General features: G+C 69.3%; 15 protein-coding genes and 1 tRNA gene. 6 read left to right on the top strand and 10 right to left on the bottom strand.

Annotation, left to right across the window (positions count from 1 at the left end):
- Window positions 1-21 precede the first annotated feature (21 nt).
- Entirely contained in the window at window positions 22-1212 is a 1191-nt protein-coding gene (locus ACFP3H_RS00540; RefSeq protein WP_378598018.1) for an aminotransferase-like domain-containing protein, read from the top strand.
- Here the strand turns inward: ACFP3H_RS00540 and ACFP3H_RS00535 are convergent.
- Window positions 1209-1643, bottom strand: a complete 435-nt coding sequence (locus tag ACFP3H_RS00535) for a PIN domain nuclease (protein WP_378598016.1) — start codon at window positions 1641-1643, stop codon at window positions 1209-1211. The genes ACFP3H_RS00540 and ACFP3H_RS00535 overlap by 4 nt on opposite strands.
- On the bottom strand, window positions 1640-1867 hold the full coding sequence (locus tag ACFP3H_RS00530) for a type II toxin-antitoxin system VapB family antitoxin (protein WP_378598014.1): 228 nt from the start codon (window positions 1865-1867) through the stop codon (window positions 1640-1642). Before ACFP3H_RS00530 ends, ACFP3H_RS00535 begins: the two co-directional genes overlap by 4 nt.
- Window positions 1868-2000: 133 nt before the next feature.
- On the opposite strand from ACFP3H_RS00530, the gene ACFP3H_RS00525 reads away from it, so the two are divergent.
- On the top strand, window positions 2001-2471 hold the full coding sequence (locus ACFP3H_RS00525; RefSeq protein WP_378598012.1) for a hypothetical protein: 471 nt from the start codon (window positions 2001-2003) through the stop codon (window positions 2469-2471).
- Between the two features lie 148 nt (window positions 2472-2619).
- Here the strand turns inward: ACFP3H_RS00525 and glpK are convergent, their stop codons facing one another.
- Entirely contained in the window at window positions 2620-4116 is a 1497-nt protein-coding gene (glpK, locus tag ACFP3H_RS00520) for a glycerol kinase GlpK (RefSeq protein ID WP_378598010.1), read from the bottom strand.
- Window positions 4117-4451: 335 nt separating this feature from the next.
- Between glpK and glpD the strand changes: the two genes are divergently transcribed.
- The gene (gene glpD, locus ACFP3H_RS00515) at window positions 4452-6242 is read left to right on the top strand and encodes a glycerol-3-phosphate dehydrogenase (RefSeq protein WP_378598008.1); all 1791 of its coding nucleotides are present in this window, start codon (window positions 4452-4454) and stop codon (window positions 6240-6242) included.
- Window positions 6243-6356: 114 nt separating this feature from the next.
- On the opposite strand, the gene ACFP3H_RS00510 is transcribed toward glpD, so the two are convergent.
- Together ACFP3H_RS00510 and ACFP3H_RS00505 are read right to left on the bottom strand one after the other, a co-directional pair.
- Window positions 6357-7130 carry an Fpg/Nei family DNA glycosylase gene (locus ACFP3H_RS00510; RefSeq protein ID WP_378598006.1) on the bottom strand — a complete coding sequence of 258 codons (774 nt, stop codon included), beginning with the start codon at window positions 7128-7130 and terminating at the stop codon, window positions 6357-6359.
- Between the two features lie 4 nt (window positions 7131-7134).
- Window positions 7135-12102 carry an Lhr family ATP-dependent helicase gene (locus tag ACFP3H_RS00505; RefSeq protein ID WP_378598004.1) on the bottom strand — a complete coding sequence of 1656 codons (4968 nt, stop codon included), beginning with the start codon at window positions 12100-12102 and terminating at the stop codon, window positions 7135-7137.
- A 145-nt stretch (window positions 12103-12247) separates the two neighbouring features.
- Here ACFP3H_RS00505 and ACFP3H_RS00500 point away from each other — a divergent pair, with 145 nt between their 5' ends.
- A complete protein-coding gene (locus tag ACFP3H_RS00500; RefSeq protein WP_465263747.1) occupies window positions 12248-12784 on the top strand; it encodes a histidine phosphatase family protein in 537 nt (178 codons plus the stop codon).
- A gap of 41 nt (window positions 12785-12825) precedes the next feature.
- Here the strand turns inward: ACFP3H_RS00500 and ACFP3H_RS00495 are convergent.
- Window positions 12826-12899: transfer RNA gene (locus tag ACFP3H_RS00495), tRNA-Met, on the bottom strand.
- Window positions 12900-12951: 52 nt separating this feature from the next.
- Window positions 12952-14475, bottom strand: a complete 1524-nt coding sequence (amaB, locus tag ACFP3H_RS00490) for an L-piperidine-6-carboxylate dehydrogenase (protein ID WP_378598000.1) — start codon at window positions 14473-14475, stop codon at window positions 12952-12954.
- 126 nt (window positions 14476-14601) lie between these two features.
- Here amaB and ACFP3H_RS00485 point away from each other — a divergent pair, with 126 nt between their 5' ends.
- Together ACFP3H_RS00485 and lat are read left to right on the top strand one after the other, a co-directional pair.
- Window positions 14602-15054 (top strand): Lrp/AsnC family transcriptional regulator, encoded by a 453-nt coding sequence (locus ACFP3H_RS00485; protein WP_378597998.1) that lies wholly within the window; start codon window positions 14602-14604, stop codon window positions 15052-15054.
- Window positions 15055-15120: 66 nt separating this feature from the next.
- The gene (lat, locus tag ACFP3H_RS00480) at window positions 15121-16461 is read left to right on the top strand and encodes an L-lysine 6-transaminase (RefSeq protein ID WP_378597996.1); all 1341 of its coding nucleotides are present in this window, start codon (window positions 15121-15123) and stop codon (window positions 16459-16461) included.
- Window positions 16462-16477: 16 nt separating this feature from the next.
- On the opposite strand, the gene ACFP3H_RS00475 is transcribed toward lat, so the two are convergent.
- The 3 genes from ACFP3H_RS00475 to ACFP3H_RS00465 all read right to left on the bottom strand — a co-directional run bounded on the left by ACFP3H_RS00475 (window position 16478) and on the right by ACFP3H_RS00465 (window position 19976).
- Entirely contained in the window at window positions 16478-16822 is a 345-nt protein-coding gene (locus ACFP3H_RS00475; protein WP_378597994.1) for a hypothetical protein, read from the bottom strand.
- 166 nt (window positions 16823-16988) lie between these two features.
- Entirely contained in the window at window positions 16989-17960 is a 972-nt protein-coding gene (locus ACFP3H_RS00470) for a patatin-like phospholipase family protein (RefSeq protein ID WP_378597992.1), read from the bottom strand.
- Between the two features lie 216 nt (window positions 17961-18176).
- Window positions 18177-19976 carry an acetyl/propionyl/methylcrotonyl-CoA carboxylase subunit alpha gene (locus ACFP3H_RS00465; protein ID WP_378597990.1) on the bottom strand — a complete coding sequence of 600 codons (1800 nt, stop codon included), beginning with the start codon at window positions 19974-19976 and terminating at the stop codon, window positions 18177-18179.
- Window positions 19977-20091: the final 115 nt, after the last annotated feature.

Raw genomic sequence — 20091 nt, 5'->3', positions numbered from 1 at the left:
TTGGCGTTCCCGGAGGTTCCCATGTCGCTGACCACTCCCGCCCTCGCGGGCAAGCTCGCGGGTTTGCAGAGTTCGGCCATTCGGGATCTGCTCGAACTCACCGCCCGTGACGACATCATCAGCCTGGCGGGCGGGCTGCCCGATGCCGCCCTGATGCCGAACGAACGGATCGCCGCCGCGGCCGAGACCGCGCTGCGTGACTCGGCGGTGTTGCAGTACACCGAGTCGTCGGGCTGGCCCGCCCTGCGCGAGGTGATCGCGGCGCGCGAGTCCGCAAAGATCGGCCGCGCGGTGTCGAGTGCCGAAGTGTTCATCACTCACGGTTCCCAGCAGGCACTGTCACTGCTGGCCGAGGTCCTGCTCGACCCCGGCGCCCTGGTGATCGTCGAGGATCCCGCGTATGTCGGTGCGCTGCAAGTGTTCCGGGCCGCCGGTGCGCGCATCGTCGCGGTGCCCCTCGACAGCGAGGGCATGCGCCTCGACATCCTCGAGGACCTGTTGGCGGCCGGCGAACGCCCCGCCGTCGTCCACACCGTCTCCACCTTCCACAACCCCGGCGGCGTCACCCTCACCCCCGAGCGTCGCCGACGCCTCGCGGAACTCGCTGAGGCGCACGGCTTCTGGATCATCGAGGACGACCCCTACGGCGAACTCTGGTTCGACCGCCCCGCCCCCGCCCCGGTCGCCTCCTACTCACCCCAGGTCATCCGCCTGTCCAGCGTCTCCAAGATCCTGGCCCCCGCCCTGCGCGTCGGCTGGCTGATCGCCCCCGAAAACGTCTGTCGCGCAGTCGAACTCCTCAAGCAGGGCGCCGACCTCTGCGGCTCGTCGCTCACCCAGCAGATCACCACCGACCTGCTCTGCGACACCCCCTGGCTCACCACCCACATCGACACGATCCGCACCACCTACGGCACCAGGGCCCGCACCCTCGTCACCGCCCTGCGCACCACCTTCGGCGACCGCCTGCACTGCACCGACCCCACCGGCGGCATGTTCCTCTGGGCCGAATTCACCGACACCACCGACACCACCACCCTGCTCCCCACCGCCCTCGACACCGGCGTCGCCTACGTCCCCGGCGCCGCCTTCGCCGTCACGAACACCACCCCCACCACCCTGCGCCTGTGCTTCACCACCTCCGACGAGGCGACCCTCGTCGAAGCGGTCGCCCGATTGTCGAAGGCTCTACGGGTCAGCGCGGGGGTCTAACCCTGATCGAGGCGATCGGCGGATCCTGGTGGCACGACCCATTCGACAGGTTGGCCGGTGATCTCGGCGATGCGGTCGAAGTCGTGGTCGTAGTGGAGTATCGAGACGCGGTGGTGTTCGGCGACCGCGGCGATGATCAGGTCCGGGATCTTCACGCTGCGATGCAGACTGTCCGCGCACAGGAGCTCCTGCACCTGCCACGCGCGGTCCCAGACCTCGTCCGGTGTGGACAGGTACTCCAGGGCGTCGCGACGTAGTTGTCCGAGCTCGGCGTGATCGGCCTGTGAGCGCGCGGACACGCCGACTTCGAGGTCGGCGACACCGCAGGTCGCCAGAAGTCCACGTTCCATCAAGGGTTCGATGCGGGCGCGCACCATCAGAAGATGGCTGCGGTAAGCCGCGGACTTGTCCAGCAGATACCGGACGGTCATCCGCGTGACGCCCGGTCGCCTCCGGCCCACATCTCATTGGTCAACGCTTCGGCCGTTCGCGCGTCCGAATCATCGGACATGCGATCCATCAGTCTCCGCGCCGCATTGGCCCGAAGGGCAGCCCGCAGCGCCGCGTGCACCGTCTCCTTCTTCGTGGAGGTGCCGAGTTCTTTCGCGACACGGTCGAGGAGGTCATCGTCCAAATCGATCATCGTGCGAGTCATAGCGACAGTGTACGCGCTGTGTGCATCGCGTGTATACATCGATTGTGTGCATGCTGTGTTCGCTGTAGGTGCATTCGGCCTTGCGTGACGTGGCCCCGACCGGTATATGCCATGATCCTGCTAGAATCGTGGCATGGTGATGTTCCAGGTCAGTGACCTAGCGGGTGCGCGGCGCCGCGAGTTCCTCGATGAGGCGAAGCGGTCGTCGGCGTCGTTGCGCGACACCGACGGATCCGTCCTGATAATGCTCGCCGCCCAGCGCATCGCGGCTCTGCACGAGGCCGTCGCCGTCACGACACAGCTGTTCACCGCGGAGGCTGTGCTGGCGCGGACTTCGTCGCCGACGCCTGTCGAACTCGGTGGCCTGGCCTGGCTCGCGGAATTCGATCCCGACGATCGCGCCGAGGCATTGGCCGAGATCCGCAACGCCGTGGTGCTGACAGTGGCTTCGGAAGATCCGGCGCCGCTGCGGGAAGCTCTACACGCATGGGTGACGACGGCGGCGGTGATGCGCGACGAAGCGCGCCGTGCCGTGCACATCGGTTCGGTGCAGGATTCAGCGTTCGTCGAGGTGGTCGCGCCCCGGTCGAGCGACGATGGCTGACCCCGAGCCGGGTGCGGGCCGCATCGACTATCAGTACTGCGCTGAGACGACCGAGGGTGATCGAGGTGACTCGCACGCGGTCGTCAAGATTCTGACGATCGACCTCGGTAGTCACTGAAACCGTGGCGGAGGTAGTGATTCGGTGGGTTCAGGCCCAGTTGTAGGTGCGTTCGACGGCCTTGTTCCAGTCGGTGTAGCGCTGGGTGCGTTCCGGGTCCGGCATGGTGGGGGTCCAGGTTCGGTCGGCGGTCCAGTTGGCTCGGAGGTCTTCGAGGTCGGACCAGTAGTCGACGGCCAGGCCCGCGGCGTAGGCGGCGCCGAGGGCGGTGGTTTCGCGGACTACGGGGCGGACGACGGGGACGTCGAGGATGTCGGCTTGGAATTGCATGAGCAGGTCGTTGCCGGTCATGCCGCCGTCGACCTTGAGGGTGGTGAGTTCGAGGTCGAGGTGTTGGGCGGCGGCGTCGGCGCGCATGGCGTCGACCACCTCGCGGGTCTGGAAGGCGGTGGATTCCAGTGCGGCCCTTGCCAAATGGGCTTTGGTGACGAAGCGGGTGAGGCCGGCGATGACGCCGCGGGCGTCGGGGCGCCAGCGCGGGGCGAACAGGCCGGAGAAGGCGGGCACGAAGTGGGCGCCGCCGTTGTCGTCGACGCTGCGGGCCAGCGGCTCGACCTCCTCGGCGGAGGAGATGATGCCGAGGTTGTCGCGCAGCCACTGCACCAGCGAGCCGGTGACGGCGATGGAACCCTCCAGTGCGTACACCGCCGGGGTGTCGCCGAGCTGGTAGCAGGCGGTGGTGAGCAGGCCGTGCTTGCTGAACACGGGCGTGGTGCCGGTGTTGAGGAGCATGAAATTGCCGGTGCCGTAGGTGTTCTTGGCCTCGCCGGGGTTCAGGCAGGCTTGGCCGAATGTGGCGGCCTGCTGGTCGCCGAGGATGCCCGCGACCGGGACGCCCTCGAACGGCCCGGAGACGATGTCGGCGTAGACCTCCGAGGAACTGCGGATCCCCGGCAGCAGCGACATCGGGATGTCGAAATCGGCGCAGATCCGCGAATCCCATTGCAGGGTACGCAGATCCATCAGCATGGTGCGCGAGGCATTGGTGACGTCGGTGAGGTGCTGCCCGGTCAGCTTCCACAGCACCCAGCTGTCCATCGTGCCGAAACACAGCTCACCGGTCTCGGCCCGTTCCCGTACACCGTCGACATTGTCGAGGATCCACCGCAGTTTCGGACCCGCGAAGTACGTGGACAGGGGCAGTCCGGTGCGATCCGCATAGCGTTGCGGCCCTTGATCACCCGCGAGTTCGGTGCACAGCCGATCGGTGCGGGTGTCCTGCCAGACGATCGCGTTGTACACCGGCTCCCCGGTGGCTCGATCCCAGACCACGGTCGTCTCCCGCTGATTGGTGATCCCGACCGCCGCCAGATCCCCGGCCGAACACCGCCCGTTGCCCAGCGCCGCCCCGAGTACCCACTCGGTATTGCGCCAGATCTCGGCCGGATCGTGCTCCACCCAGCCCGGGTTCGGGAAGATCTGCCGGTGCTCGCGCTGCGCGGTCCCCACGATCCGACCCTGCCGATCGAAGATGATGCACCGACTCGATGTCGTCCCCTGATCGATGGCAGCCACATACCGACGCATTGATGCAGGCTACCGAACGCTCGGCGTGCGCCTGCGCGATTCGTTGTCGGCGACGAACCGCGCCGGGGCGGTGTCGTCCCAGCGCCGCGAAGACGCGGACGACACGCGGCGGCGAGAACGATCGTGAAGTTCGCCCCGCCGACTACGCCGAGGTGTGGTGACCCGGCTCCGCGCATCGCGCGTCCGATTCCGTGATTCGGTCGCGCGCCCCGCCGAGCACGTCCCGCGCGCGCAGCCGAGTCTGCGGTTAGCGTGTACGCAGCGGCGCCGGAACGCGGTGCCCGCCCACTGTCGGCTGGGACCGGCCGGATTCGGTCGGCGGCGAGGAGTCGAGCATGTCGCAGACACCGGAGTTTCCGTTCCTGTATCCCGGGGAGTTGGTCGCGGGCGGCAAGCGTGACCGGCTCGGACCGGCCGACCTCGGCCCCGAACATCGGCGCGCCGCCTGGGAGAAGCTGGGCAAGGAACAGTTCGACGTCCTGGTGGTCGGCGGTGGCGTGGTCGGGGCCGGGATCGCCTTGGACGCGGCGACGCGCGGGCTCTCGGTCGCCCTGGTCGAGGCCCGCGATCTCGCGTCGGGCACGTCGAGCCGGTCCTCGAAGATGTTCCACGGCGGCCTGCGCTACCTCGAACAGCTCGAATTCGGCCTGGTCAGGGAGGCGCTCAAGGAACGCGAGCTGGCCCTGTCGACGCTGGCGCCGCACCTGGTCAAGCCGCTGCGCTTCCTCTACCCGCTCACCCATCGCGTGTGGGAACGCCCGTACGTCGCCGCCGGGCTCACCCTCTACGACACCATGGGCGGCGCGAAATCCGTTCCCGGCCAGCATCATCTGACCCGGCACGGCGCCCTGCGATTGGCGCCGGGCCTGCGTCGGGACTCGATGATCGGCGGCGTCACCTACTACGACACCGTCGTCGACGACGCCCGCCACACCATGACCGTGGCCCGCACCGCCGCCCACTACGGCGCGGTCATCCGCACCTCCACGCAGGTCGTCGGGCTGCTGCGCGAGGCCGACCGGGTGGTCGGGGTGAAACTGCGCGACACCGAGGACGGGCGCACCGCCGAGGCGCGCGCGAACGTGGTGATCAACGCGACCGGCGTGTGGACCGACGAGGTGCAGGGCCTGTCGCAGCAGCGCGGGCGATTCCATGTGCGCGCGTCCAAGGGCGTGCACATCGTGGTGCCGCGCGACCGCATCGTCAGCGACGCCGCGATCATCCTGCGCACGACCACCTCGGTGCTGTTCATCATTCCGTGGGGCGCGCACTGGATCGTCGGCACCACCGACACCGACTGGAACCTCGACCTCGCCCACCCCGCCGCGACCAAGGCCGATATCGACTACCTGCTCGACCGGGTCAACGAGGTGCTGGTCACCCCACTCACCCACGCCGATATCGACGGGGTCTACGCGGGCCTGCGACCGCTGCTGGCGGGGGAGAGCGACGAGACCTCCAAGCTCTCGCGCGAACACGCCGTCGCGCGCGTAGCGCCCGGCCTGGTGAGTATCGCGGGCGGCAAGTACACCACCTACCGCGTGATGGCCGCCGACGCGATGGACGAAGCGGCACAGGACATTCCGGCGCGGGTATCGCCCTCGATCACCGAGAAGGTCGCGCTGCTCGGCGCCGACGGCTACTTCGCCCTGGTCAACCAGACCGTGCAACTGGCCGAGCACTACGGCATCCACCCCTACCGGATGACCCACCTGCTCGACCGCTACGGCTCCCTCGTCGACGAGGTCCTCGACCTGGCCGCGGGCAAACCCGAACTGCTGCAACCGATCACCGACGCCCCCGCCTACCTCCAGGTCGAAGCGGTCTACGCGGCCGCCGCCGAGGGCGCGCTGCACCTCGAGGACATCCTGGCCCGACGCACCAGGATCTCCATCGAATACGCCGACCGCGGTGCGCACAGCGCCGAACAGGTCGCCCACCTCGTGGCGCCCGTACTCGGTTGGGACGCCGACGATATCGAGCGCGAGGTGTCGACGTATCAGGCCCGCGTGCGCGCCGAGATCGAATCGCAGACCCAACCGGACGACAAGTCGGCCGACGCGCTGCGAGTGGCCGCACCCGAGCCGCGTCCGCAGTTGCTGGAACCGGTGCCGCAAGAGCGGTGAGTGCGGGTCCTCGTGCGGGGGTCGAGCCGCGCCCGGTCGGTGAGGCGTGGGCACGCGTGTGGGAGCCCTTCGGCCAGGCACGGGTCTTTGTGCTGTGAGGTTTCGGTCGTTCGATCAGGGGTCCGGTTGGCAGCGGGGGCAGAAGTAGATGCCGCGTTCGCGCTGGGTGATGCGGTCGGTGGGGTGGTCGTCGTCGAGGAGGCGGGAGGCGATGGCGGTGCCGCAGCGGGGGCAGGGGCGGCGGGTTCGGCCGTAGACCATGGGGCGCCACGGGGGTTGGTGGGCTGCCTTGTTCAGGACGCGGTGGGATTCGTCGATCAGGGCGGGTAGGTCGGGGATGTCGGCGACGGGGGTGGCGGGGTGGACGCGGCGCAGGAAGCAGATCTCGCTGCGGTAGATATTGCCGATGCCCGCCAGGTTGCGCTGGTCGAGCAGGGCCGCGCCGATGGTGCGGCGGGGGTATTCGGTGAGCCGGCGGTGCGCCTCGGTCGGGTCCCAGTTCGGGCCGAGCAGGTCGGGGCCGAGGTGGTCGATGAGGGTGTGCTCGTCGGCGCTGGGCACGACCTCGACCTTGCCCAGCGCGAAGCCGACCGCCTCGACCTCGTCGTTGGCCAGCACCAGCCGCGCGGTGACCCGAGGTTTGGTCCAGCGTTGGCCGCAGTGGAACACCCGCCACTCGCCCTCCATCTCGAGATGAGTGTGGATGCTGAACCGTTCGGTGCGGATGAACAGGTGCTTGCCGTAGCTGCCGACCTCGGTCACCGGCTCACCGACGAGATCGACCGTCGCGTACCGGGGCACACGAAAGTCGCTGCGGGTCAGGGTTTTACCGACCAGTGCGGTGCGGAGTCGTTCGGCGGTGCGAAAGACCGTGTCGCCCTCGGGCATCGGCTCACACCTGCCTGCGCAGGCGCAGACCACTCGGGGTCATCGAGAAGCCGGCTTCGACGAGGACATCGCCGAACAGGTTGCCGTGCACGGTCTCCCCGTTGATCTTGTCGATCACCAGCTGGTCGACCCGGCGGTCGTGCACGAGCGCGGCCATGGCGACGGCGGCCACCCGGCGCAGACCGATGTCCTCGGTGAAACTGAGCAGCGTCTTGCCGCCACGTTCCAGGTAGAGCACCAGCTCACCGCCGACGAGCACCACCAGCGCCCCGGCTTTGCGCCCCGGTCGGTGCCCACCCTCGGCGTCGCCCTTGGGCCACGGCAGGGCGGCGCCGTAGGGGTTCGCGGGGTCGCAGGCCGCCAGGGCGACGGCGACGCCCGTTCGGGTGCTGTCGCGGTCGGTGTCGAAGGAGCGCAGACGGTCGACGGTGTCGGTGGTGGAGAACTGGGCGCCGCCGAGGGTGTCGACGAAATAGCCGCGCCGCGCCCGACCCCGATCCTCGAACTCGGTGAGCACCCGGTACATCAGCTGGAAACCGCCCGCGATCCCCTCGTTCTGCACGGACCCGCGCGTGAGAATGCCGTAGCGCTCGATGAGTTGATCGGCGGTGGCGTGGGCGCGAACGGTGTTGTCCTGCACGCGCTCCGGCAGGATCGACCACCGCCCGGCCAGATTCGGCGGCCCCGCGCGGGTCGGCAGCGAGGGGCGCGGAAGATACGCGCGACCGCGAGGTGCGCGGCGAGGGCTGCGATGGGCCGTGGTGCTGCGGGCCGTCCCCGCCAGCAGGGCCCGCACGGGAGCGAAGGTGTCGCCGGAGACATACCCGGCCCACACCAGCTGCCACAACGCCGCACCCGCCGCCTTGTCGTCCAGCAGCCCGGTGGCATCGGAGAGCTGCCGGAAGAAGTACGCCCCGCCACCCCGCAGGTTCGTCGGCAGTCGCCGAGCGGACTCGCCTCCGCCTCGGGACGCGGGAGTGGTTCGGTCGGCCCCGGCCACCGCGGTGGGACCGATGGGTGCGCCGGGGGTGTCTGCGCCGTCGTTGAGTGAGGACGCAGGGTCGGTGGGCGTGATCGGGCTGCCAGCGGCGATCGCGTCCAGGTCGATCACCTGGTGGTCGGTTCCTGGTGGCCAGGGTTCGAGTTCGGCGCCCAGGGCTACGAGGAGGTTGAATTGGGTGTCGGTGGGGTCGATGTCGTCGGGTGGGGGGAGGGTGAAGGGGGCATGGTCGGTGAGGTGTAGGGCGATCCAGCCGTCGCGGGCGGTGATGGCGCCGTGGCCCGACCACACCACTTCGCCGGTCGCCATCAGTTCGTCGAGCATGGCGGGGGAGTAGTCGCGCACGCGCATCGGCAGGATCAGCGACTCCCACGCCGAGGCCGGAACGGGCACGCCCGCGAGCTGTTCCACCACCGTCGCGACCCCGTCGACGCCACGCAGTTCGCCGGTGCCGACGTGCTGCCAGGACGGGAGGAAGCGCCCGAACGCGGCGGTCGAGACCGGCTCGACCTCGTGGCGCGCGGCTGCCAGCGAACGTCGGCGCAGGCGCCGCAGAACCTGGGCATCGCACCATTCCCCACCGGCGGTGTCGGGGGTGAATTCGCCCTCCACCACGCGCTTTTCGGCGAGCAGGCGGTGCAGGGAGGTGGCGGCCACCGCCGTGCCGAGGCCGAAGCGGGCGGCGACATCGGCGGTGGTGAACGGCGCGTGCGTGCGGGCGAAGCGGCCGACGAGGTCGCCGAGCGGATCGGGCACCGGTTCGATGAACGCCGCGGGCACCCCTATCGGCAGCGGCACCCCCAGCGCGTCCCGCAGCCGAGCGGCGTCCTCCACCGCCACCCACCAGGTCCGCCCGGCGAACGAAACCTCCAGCGCCCGACGCGAATCCCGCAGTTCGGCGAACCAATCGGGTGCGTCGGAGTCGGCCGACACATCGAGCGCTTCCCTGTCGGAGGTGTTGTCGCTGTCTGGTGAACCGTCTTCGGACAGCGCGCGCCCGGACGCGGGGCGGGGCACGCAGCGGGCGGCGGCTTCCACGGGGGTGAGGGGGCCGAGCAGGCGCAGGAGGTCGGCCAGGCCCTCGGGGTCGCGGGCCTGGCGGTCGGGGGTGAGGCGTTGAAGTTCTCGCTCGGTGAGGGTGAGCACGGCGGGGTCGAGCAGTTCGCGCAGTTCCACCCGGCCGAGGAGTTCGGCGAGCAGGCTCGAGTCCAACGCCAGTGCGGCGGCGCGCCGTTCGGCCAGGGGACTGTCGCCGTCGTAGAGGAACTGGCCGATGTAGGAGAACAGCAGGGCGCCCGCGAACGGCGACGGGGACGCGGTCTCGACCTCGATCAGGCGGATCTCGCGCCGGGCGACCTTGGTGAGCAGATCGCGCAGCGCGGGCAGGTCGTACACATCGCGCAGACACTCGCGCACGGTTTCCAGCAGGATCGGGAACTGCGGGAACTTGCGCGCCACATCGAGCAATTGGGCCGAACGCTGACGCTGCTGCCACAGCGGCGCGCGCTTACCGGGATCACGGCGCGGCAGCAGCAGCGCCCTGGCGGCGCACTCGCGGAACCGGGACGCGAAAAGGGCTGAGCCGCCGACCTGTTCGGTGACGATGTCGTCGATCTCGTCGGGCTCGAAGGCGAACAGTTCGGCGCCGGGGGGTTGGTCGGTGGTGTCGGGTAGCCGCACCACGATGCCGTCGTCGGAGGCGGTCGGGGCGGCGTCGATGCCGAATTGCTCTTGCAGGCGCGCACCCACCGCCAGCGCCCACGGCGCGTGGACCGGGGTGCCGTAGGGGGAGTGCAGGACCAACCGCCAGTCGCCGAGCTCATCGCGGAACCGCTCCACGACGAGCGTCCGGTCGGTCGGCAATTGCCCTGTCGCACTGCGCTGTTCGTCGAGCAGGCTGACCAGATTCGCCGTCGCGTTCTGATCGAGCCCGGCGGTGCGCACCAGCTGTTCGAGCCGTGCCGCGGCCTTGCCCTGCTCGGCCGCCTTCGCCGGCGCCTTCTTCCGCCCGCCCTTCTTCGCGGGCGTCTCAGGCCCGGCCGCGGAAACTTCCGCCATCACCTCGCCCAGCGCCATCGGCTCCGAGACACCCATATTCGCCACGATCCGGCTCAACTCGTCCGCGGGTACCTGACCCGCCGTTCGCACGAATTCGCCCAGCGCCGCGCCCAATTCGGCAGGCCGCCCCAACCCGTCACCGTGCCAGAACGGCAACCGCCCCGGCATCCCGAACGCCGGTGACACCAGCACCCGGTCGAAGGTGATCTCCTCGATCCGCCAACTGGTCGCCCCGAGCGCGAACACGTCACCCACGCGGGATTCGTAGACCATCTCCTCATCGAGTTCGCCGACCCGAGAAGCCTTCTCGCCCACCATGAACACCGCGAACATGCCACGGTCGGGAATCGCGCCACCGGAGGTCACCGCCAGCCGTTGGGCGCCGGGACGCCCGGTGATGGTGCCCGCGTCGCGATCCCACACCACCCGGGGGCGCAGTTCGGCGAACTCGTCGGAGGGGTAGCGCCCGGCCAGCAGGTCGAGCACCGATTCGTAGGCCGAGCGGGGCAGGCTCGCGTAGCTGCCGGTGGCGCGGACGATGTCGAACCAGGCATCGACGTCGAGGGGTTCCAGCGCGCAGGCCGCGACGGTCTGCTGGGCGAGGATGTCGAGCGGATGGGCCGGGATCTGGAGCTTCTCGATCTCGCCCGCGAGCATGCGCCCGGCGGCGACGGTGCAGTGGATCACGTCGGTGCGGTGCTTGGGGAACAGCACTCCGCGCGAGACCTCACCGACCTGGTGGCCCGCGCGACCCACCCGCTGCAACCCGCTGGCCACCGACGGCGGCGCCTCCACCTGCACCACCAGGTCCACCGCGCCCATGTCGATCCCCAGCTCGAGACTGCTGGTGGCCACCACGCAGCGCAGCCGACCGGTCTTGAGGTCGTCTTCGATGATGGCGCGCTGCTCCTTGCTGACCGACCCGTGATGGGCGCGGGCCAACAGGTGATCGGCGCCGTGGATCACCTCGGTGCTCGGCCCGAGCTGCGCGGGCGGGGCGTGCTCGGTCGGCACCGGTTCGCCCAACCGGACCGCGTAGGCCTCGTTCAGCCGGGCGGTCAACCGTTCCGACAGTCGCCGCGAGTTCGCGAACACGATCGAGGAGCGGTGCTCGAGCACCAGGTCGACGATGGCCTCGTCCACATGCGGCCAGATCGAGCCCGGCTGATCGGAATCGCCGCCGGGGTCGGTCATATCGGCCACCGGCACCCGCACCGACAGGTCGAAGGTCTTCGGCGCGGGCGGGCGCACGATGGTGATCGGCGCGTTCCCGACCAGGAACCGGCCCACCTCCTCGGGCGGACGCACCGTGGCCGACAGGCCGATCCGCTGCGCGGGCCGCGCGGTGAGCTGATCGAGGCGAGCCAGCGACAACGCCAGGTGCGCCCCGCGCTTGGACCCGGCGATGGCGTGCACCTCGTCGACGATCACCGTGTTCACCCGCGCGAGCGTTTCCCGCGCGGCCGAGGTCAACAGCAGGAACAGCGATTCGGGTGTGGTGATGAGAATGTCGGGCGGGGTGCGCAGCATCGCGCGACGCACCGCGGGCGGAGTATCGCCGGAGCGCACACCCACCGAGATCTCCGGCGGATCGAGCCCCAACCGTTTCGCCGTTTGCGTCACTCCCACCAGCGGCGCGCGCAGATTGCGCTCCACATCCACCGCCAGCGCCTTCAACGGCGACACGTACAGCACCGAGGTGCCGCGTGCGGCCCCCTTCTCCGGTGGCTCCCGCTGCGAGAGCTGGTCGATCGCCCACAGGAACGCCGACAGGGTCTTGCCGGACCCGGTCGGCGCGATCACGAGCGTGTTCTCCCCGGCCGCGATCGCCTCCCACGCGCCGAGCTGGGCCGACGTCGCGCCGGGGAAGGCACCGTCGAACCACTGCGCGGTAGCGGGAGAGAACCGGTCCATGTCACCAAGTGTGCACCGACCCACCGACAACTTCGCCGACCTCGCAGACGCCGACCAGCGCGAATGTCGCGATGACCGGCCCGGTGCGCGGCCCGGCGTGTGGCGTAGGTCGCAGGCGAGGTTACCCTCGACTCTCGTGCAAACGGTGCTGAGAGTCGACCTTGTCGGCCATGGCCTTACCGAGGCGGTACGTAAGGCGCGTTTTCCTGTTGACGAACCCCTGGACGAGTCGGGGCGGGCCGCGGTGCGCGCGTGCGCGCCGCTGGTCGACGCGCTGGTACGGCTGGGCCCGGAACGACGGGTGCGCGAGACCGCGCAGGAGTTGGGGCTGGTCGGCGAGCAGGACGTGCGATTACGAGACCTCGACGCCGGTGCGTGGCGGGGCAGCGCGATGGGCCAACTCGATCAGGATCAACTGTTCGCCTGGCTGACCGATCCCGAATTCCGTGGCCACGGCGGCGAATCGATCACCGACCTGGTCGAACGGGTGCGGTTCTGGCTGGCCGAGATCGCCTCGGCCGGGCGCGACACGGTCGCGGTGACCCATCCGGCCGTGGTGCGCGCGGCGCTGCTGTGTGTGCTCGACGCACCGGCGAAGTCGTTCTGGCGCCTGGATGTCGCGCCGGCGAGTGTGACCCGGCTGCACTACCGAGGGAACTGGACGCTGCGGCTGGGACAATAGAAGAAGGCCCCGAAGTGAGAACTTCGGGGCCTTCTTCGTAGTAGCGGGAGCAGGATTTGAACCTACGACCTCTGGGTTATGAGCCCAGCGAGCTACCGAGCTGCTCCATCCCGCGTTGCAAAGACAACTTTACACGCAGGTGGGCAGAATGCGAAATCGCCCTCTGATCAGCCGAAATGGATGCCCTGGGCGAGGGGGAGCTCGGTGGAGTAGTTGATCGTGTTGGTGGCGCGGCGCATGTAGGCCTTCCAGGAATCCGAACCGGACTCGCGCCCGCCGCCGGTGTTCTTCTCCCCGCCGAACGCCCCGCCGATCTCCGCGCCCGAGGTGCCGATGTTGACATTGGCGATGCCACAGTCGGAATGGGTGAGGAACTGCTCGGCTTCACGCTGATCGAGGGTGAAGATGGACGAGGAAAGACCCTGCGGCACACCGTTGTTCAGTGCGATGGCCTCGTCGATCTCGTCGTAGGTGAGCACGTAGAGGATCGGGGCGAAGGTCTCCTCGCGCACCAGCTCGGTCTGGGCGGGCATGCGAACCAGGGCGGGACGCACGTAGTAGGACTCCGGGCCGAGCACGTCGACGCGTTCGCCGCCGCAGACGATCTCGCCGCCCTGCGCGACCGCGCCCGACAGCGCGTCCTGCATCGCGGTGAAGGCGCGCTCGTTGATCAGCGGGCCGACCAGCACGCCGTCATCGAGCGGATTGCCCACGGGCAGTTGGCCATAGGCCGCGGCGAGTCGATCCACCAGCTGATCGGCGATCGAGGAGTGCACGATCAACCGGCGCAGACTCGTGCACCGCTGCCCGGCCGTGCCCGCCGCCGAGAACACGATGCCGCGCACCGCCAGTTCCAGGTCCGCGCTCGGCGCGACGATCGCGGCGTTGTTGCCACCCAGTTCCAGCAGGCAGCGGCCGAACCGGGCGGCGACCTTCGGCGCGACCGTGGCGCCCATCCGCACCGAACCGGTGGCGCTGAGCAGCGCGACGCGGGGGTCGTCGACCAGGACCGAACCGACCGAGCCGTCGCCCTGAATCAGTTGGTGCACTTCGGGATCGGCGCCCACCTCGGCCGCCGCGCGACGCAGCAACGTGTGACAGGCCAGCGCCGTCAACGGCGTCGTCTCCGAGGGCTTCCACACCACCGTGTCACCGCACACCAGCGCGATCGCGGTATTCCACGCCCACACCGCGACCGGGAAGTTGAACGCCGAGATCACCCCGACCACCCCGAGCGGATGCCACGTCTCCATCAGGCGATGGCCGGGACGCTCCGACGGCATGGTGGCGCCGTAGAGCTGGCGCGACAGGCCGATCGCGAACTCGCAGACGTCGATCATCTCCTGCACTTCGCCCAGCGCCTCGGGCCCGATCTTGCCCGCCTCCAGGCTCACCAGCTCGGCCAATTCGTCACTGTGGGTCACCAGCAACTGGGCCAACCGGCGCACCAGGCCGGCCCGCACGGGCGCGGGCACCGTGCGCCACGACTCGAAAGCCGTTGCGGCACGGCCGATCGCGGCGTCGACCTCGGCGGGGGTGTCGACGGTCAGCGGCAGCAGGGCGCCGCCGGAGATCGGGGTGCGCGCCACCAGCGGGCCCGGGTCGGGCAGGGTGGCGCCGAGGCTGTGCAGCAGGGCCCCGGCACGCAGGGCGAGCTGCTCGGAGAAGTTCTCGGTCACGGTCTGGGTCATCGGTTCTCGACTCACCTTCTGCTGTCTGCTCGTTGGTACGACTCACGGAAAAGTTCGGGGCAATTCGGTGGGGAACGGGAAAGTAGTTTTCCCCGCGCAGCCCCCGCACTGGGTTAGCCTTCGCTGATGGCGGATACACCGGCTCGACCCCAGCTCGACGACATCGATCGACTATTGATCAAAGAACTGATGAGCGATGGTCGCGCGACCTTGTCGAATCTGGCTGAGAAGGCCAGCCTTTCGGTGTCGGCCGTGCAATCGCGAGTGCGCCGACTCGAAGCGCGCGGGGTGATCCGCGGGTACGCGGCGCAAGTGGACCCCGAGGCACTCGGGCACCTGTTGTCGGCGTTCGTGGCGATCACTCCTCTCGACCCATCCCAGCCCGATGACGCGCCGGCATTGTTGCAGCACATTCCTGGCATCGAGGGATGCCACTCCGTCGCGGGCGAGGAGAGCTACGTGCTGCTGGTGCGGGTGGCCTCGCCGCGGCATCTGGAACATCTGCTGCAGGAGATCAGAGCCACGGCCAACGTCCACACCCGCAGCACGATCATCCTGCAGACATTCTATGACAAGTAGTGATCCTCCGTAAATTGATCCGGGGTTGGCTAGAACTTCCGTAAATCTTTGCGTATCGTCGGTCTCGTGACCATCGAACTCGAGAGCCCACAGACCGCGGTCATCCCCGCCGACCGGGTCCACGAAACCTTGTCCTCGCACATCCTCGCGGACGGCTTCGAGCTAGTGCTCGACCTACGCGCGTCGCACGGCCGCACCTTGGTCGACGAGCGTGACGGCACCAGCTATCTCGACATGTTCGGCTTCTTCGCCTCCAACGCGCTGGGAATGAACCATCCCGCGTTGGCGGGCGACGAGGATTTCCTCGCCGAACTGGCCGTCGCCGCGCTCAACAAACCGAGCAATTCCGACATCTACACCGTCGAGATGGCGCGGTTCGTCGACACCTTCGCGCGCGTACTCGGCGATCAGGGGCTGCCGCACCTGTTCTTCGTCGACGGCGGCGCGTTGGCGGTGGAGAACGCGCTCAAAGTCGCTTTCGATTGGAAGAGTCGACACAACGAATCGCACGGTCGACCGGCCGAACTCGGCACCAAGGTCCTGCACCTGACCGGCGCGTTCCACGGGCGCAGCGGCTACACGATGTCGCTGACCAATACCGATCCGGTCAAGACCGCCCGATTCCCGAAATTCTCCTGGCCGCGCATCGACACACCGCATACTTTCGCCGGGCCCGACCTCGACGCGCTCGAGGCCGAGGCGCTGGCCCAGGCCGAACAGGCCTTCGCCGACAACCCGCACGACATCGCCTGCTTCATCGCCGAACCGATCCAGGGCGAGGGCGGTGACCGCCACCTGCGACCGGAGTTCCTCGCGGCCATGCAGCGGCTGTGTCACGCCAACGACGCGCTGTTCATCCTCGACGAGGTGCAGACCGGCGTCGGCATGACCGGCACCACCTGGGCGTTCCAGCAGCTGGGCGTGCAGCCCGATGTGGTGGCCTTCGGGAAGAAGACCCAGGTCTGCGGGATCATGGCCGGTGGGCGCGTGGACGAGGTGCCCGACAATGTGTTCGCGGTGAGCTCACGGCTCAACTCCACCTGGGGCGGCAACCTCACCGACATGGTGCGCACCCGCCGCATTCTCGAGGTGATCGAGCAGGACCAGCTGGTCGAGCGCGCGGTGCCACTGGGCGCCTACCTGCTCGACCGGCTCGAGAAGCTGGCCGCCGCGCACCCCGACAAGGTGAGCGAGCCGCGCGGGCGCGGTCTGATGTGCGCGATCACCCTGACCAGCCCCGAGCTGCGTGACCGGGTGGTGACGGAACTGCGTGAAAGCGAGCGGGTGCTGTTGCTCGGCACCGGTGAGCAGGGGATTCGGTTCCGGCCTGCGCTGACGGTGACCGAGGACGAGCTGGATCAGGCGGTCGACGCCCTGGACGCGGTGCTGTCGCGCGACCTCGGCTAGTCGCCGGGCGGCTCGGTCAGTCCGGTGTGACGGTCAAGCCGAGCGCGCCGGCGACGAAGCGGTGGACCGAGGCGAGGCCGGCGGACAGTGCCTCGTCCTCGCCCGGCCGCGCCCAGCCGGTGACCTCGGCGGTGTCGTCGGGGCCCGGTGTCACGCCGATCTCGGCGACCAGTTCCGCGGTCGTCGGCACGCAGACCGCCCATGAGAAGTGGGTTTCGTCGGCCCACTGGGCCGAGCGGGTGGCGACGTAGTCGGGATCGGTGATGCCGCCGTCGGCCAGTGCGGGACGGTCGTCGATGCGCTCGTCGGCGCGCAGGGCGCGCAGGTACCAGGAGCCTGCGTTGATCTCGATCGGTTCCACCCGGCGAGCATAGTGGCGGTCGCCGCTACCGGTCGTAGGGCGTGGCTTGGACCCGGTGGAACCCGCGCGACACCCGCAAGGAACTGCGCGAGGTCGACCTGATCCAGAACCTGTGGCCCCGAGCGTTCGGGTCGAGCCGACAGTCGGCCACGCCCCGGGTGGACGTTCAGGCGGTGCGCGGTGTGCTGGTGCCGAGTATCGCGTGGACGGCGGTGCGGCCGATGTCGAGGGCCCGGGTGAGCAGGTCGGTGTCGCGGGCGGCGCTGTCGATCGCGGGGGAGCCGGCCGGTGGGTGGATCTGGAGGACCTGTTCGCCCAGGTCGGCGAGGAAGCCGTCCTCGATCGCCTGCTGGGCGGGGCGCTGGTTCCAGGCGCGGAAGGCGCCGGGGGCGATGGCGCGCATATAGCCGCCGCCGATCACGCGGTGCAGCAGGGGAGCGGGCGGGCGCCGTTCGTCGGTGCGGCGGGTGCGCAGGACCAGGGCGTGGGTGGCGCCCGCGGTGACCGCGGTGCGGATCGGGACGGTTTCGGTGAGACCGCCGTCGAAGTAGCTGCCCTCGCCGAGGCGCACGGGCGGCCCTGCCAGCAGGGGGAGGCCCGCCGAGGCCCGCAGCGCGGTCATGAGGGTGCGTTTATCGGTGATGTAGGGCGCGAGGTCCACGGACCGACCGGTCCGAATGTCGGTCGCGATCGGGTGGAAGGTGGTCGGATTGGCCAGGATCGCGGGAAAGTCCATCGGCTCGATCCCGTCGTACACCCGGTGCACGAGATAGCGCAGATCGAACACGGGCCGCCCGCGCACGATCCGCACCGGGTCGACCACGCGGCGCATGATCACCGGATCGGTCCACGACCGCATCCCCGTCGCCGCCCGCCCACACAGCAGCCACGCCCCGTTGATCGCCCCGGCGGAAGTCCCGTAGACGGCGTCGAACACCGCCGACAACCCCATCTCCTCGAGCGCCTGCACCATCCCGCTGGAATACACCCCCCGGCTACCGCCACCCTCGATCACCAGCGCCAGCCGATGCCCGTCGTCGCGATGCCCGGCCGCTCGGCGACTTCGGATGACCTCGGCCACCGGGACCGACCCCGGCGGTGCGGACGGGCCCTGCTCGGTGTGCGCGCTGCTGGTCACCTGATCCACGATACGACAGGCCCCGCGCGTGAACCGGGGACCGAACGCGTTCTTCGCCGCTCGTTAACCGGGGCTATGCCCACTCGTCCGGCACGATCACCGCCGCGGCGACGACCAACCGAACCCCCGCGCGGCAGCCTCCGGCTCCGGTATCGACCACCCAGACGACAACGGGCGCCGATCGCACTCGATCGGCGCCCGTGTACGTCTGACGTGTTACTTGATCTCCGCCAGCACAGTGCCCTGGGTGATCGCCGCACCGGCGGCCACCGACAGTCCGGTCACCACACCGGCCTTGTGCGCGTTGACCGGGTTCTCCATCTTCATGGCCTCGAGCACCACGATCAGGTCGCCCGCTTCGACGGACTGCCCTTCCTCGACGGCGACCTTCACCACGGTGCCCTGCATCGGCGCCGTCACGGCGTCGCCGGAGGCGGCACCGTTCGCGGCCCCGCCACGCTTGCGCGGCTTCGGCTTCTTGCGGATCACACCGTTGCCCGCCGCACCGGCCGCACCGCCACCGAGGCTGAACTGGCCCGGCAGCGACACCTCGACGCGACGCCCACCGACCTCGACGACGACCTTCTGCCGGGGCAGATCCTCATCGTCGTCCTCGGCGACGGCACCGGCGGTGTAGGGCTCGACGGTGTTGTTCCACTCGTTCTCGATCCACTTGGTGTAGACGTCGAACTTCTCCCCGTCACCGATGAAGGCGGGATCCTCGATCACCGCGCGGTGGAACGGGATGACCGTGGCCAGACCCTCGACGTCGAACTCGGCCAGCGCGCGACGCGCACGCTGCAGCGCCTGCTCGCGGTTCTCGCCGGTGACGATCAGCTTGGCCAGCATCGAGTCGAACTGACCGCCGATGACGCTGCCCTGCACCACGCCGGAGTCGACGCGCACGCCGGGACCCGAGGGCTCGCGGTACACGGTGACCGGGCCGGGGGCGGGCAGGAAGCCGCGACCGGCGTCCTCACCGTTGATCCGGAACTCGAAGGAGTGCCCGCGCGGGGTGGGGTCCTCGGTGATGGTCAGTTCCTCGCCGTTGGCGATGGCGAACTGCTGACGCACCAGGTCGATGCCCGCGGTCTCCTCGGTGACCGGGTGCTCCACCTGCAGGCGGGTGTTCACCTCGAGGAACGACACGGTCTCGCCCTGCACGAGGTACTCCACGGTGCCCGCGCCGTAGTAGCCGGCCTCACGGCAGATGCGCTTGGCGGAATCGTGGATCTTGGCGCGGACCTCGTCGGACAGGAACGGCGCCGGCGCCTCCTCGACGAGCTTCTGGAACCGACGCTGCAGCGAGCAGTCGCGGGTACCGGCGACGACCACGTTGCCGTGCTGGTCGGCGATGACCTGGGCCTCGACGTGGCGGGCCTTGTCCAGGTACTGCTCCACGAAGCACTCGCCGCGACCGAAGGCCGCGATGGCCTCACGGGTGGCCGACTCGAACAGCTCGGGGATCTCCTCGATGGTGTGGGCGACCTTCATGCCGCGACCACCGCCACCGAACGCCGCCTTGATGGCGACCGGAACCCCGTACTCCTTGGCGAACGCGACGACCTCGTCGGCGTTCTTGACCGGGTCCTTGGTGCCCGCGGCCATCGGCGCCTGCGCCTTCTCGGCGATGTGGCGCGCGGTGACCTTGTCGCCCAGATCGCGGATGGACTGCGGCGAGGGGCCGATCCAGATGAGCCCGGCGTCGATCACGGCCTGGGCGAAGTCGGCGTTCTCGGAGAGGAATCCGTAGCCGGGGTGGATCGCGTCGGCGCCGGACTTGGCCGCGGCGTCGAGGATCTTGTCGAACACGAGGTACGACTCGGCGGAAGTCTGACCGCCGAGGGCGAACGCCTCGTCGGCGAGCTTCACGAAGGGTGCGTCGGCATCGGGCTCGGCGTACACCGCGACGCTGGTGATTCCCGCGTCCTTGGCAGCCCGGATCACGCGAACCGCGATCTCGCCGCGGTTGGCAACGAGTACCTTCGTGATCCGTGCGCTGGCATGGCTGGGCACTGAGCCTCCTGTGTGCAATCTTTTGTCGCGTCGGGGAACGGGTCGCCGGTTAGGCCCCGTGCCCGGTATCGACAACTTTCGTCTCGGGCGAGTGTAGGCAGTGTGTCAACACTGT

Origin of the sequence: Nocardia lasii (assembly GCF_042658545.1) — a bacterium.
In the GTDB taxonomy this organism is placed as follows: domain Bacteria; phylum Actinomycetota; class Actinomycetes; order Mycobacteriales; family Mycobacteriaceae; genus Nocardia; species Nocardia lasii.
Note: the sequence above shows the minus strand (reverse complement) of the source record. Positions and strands in the feature narration are given on the sequence as shown.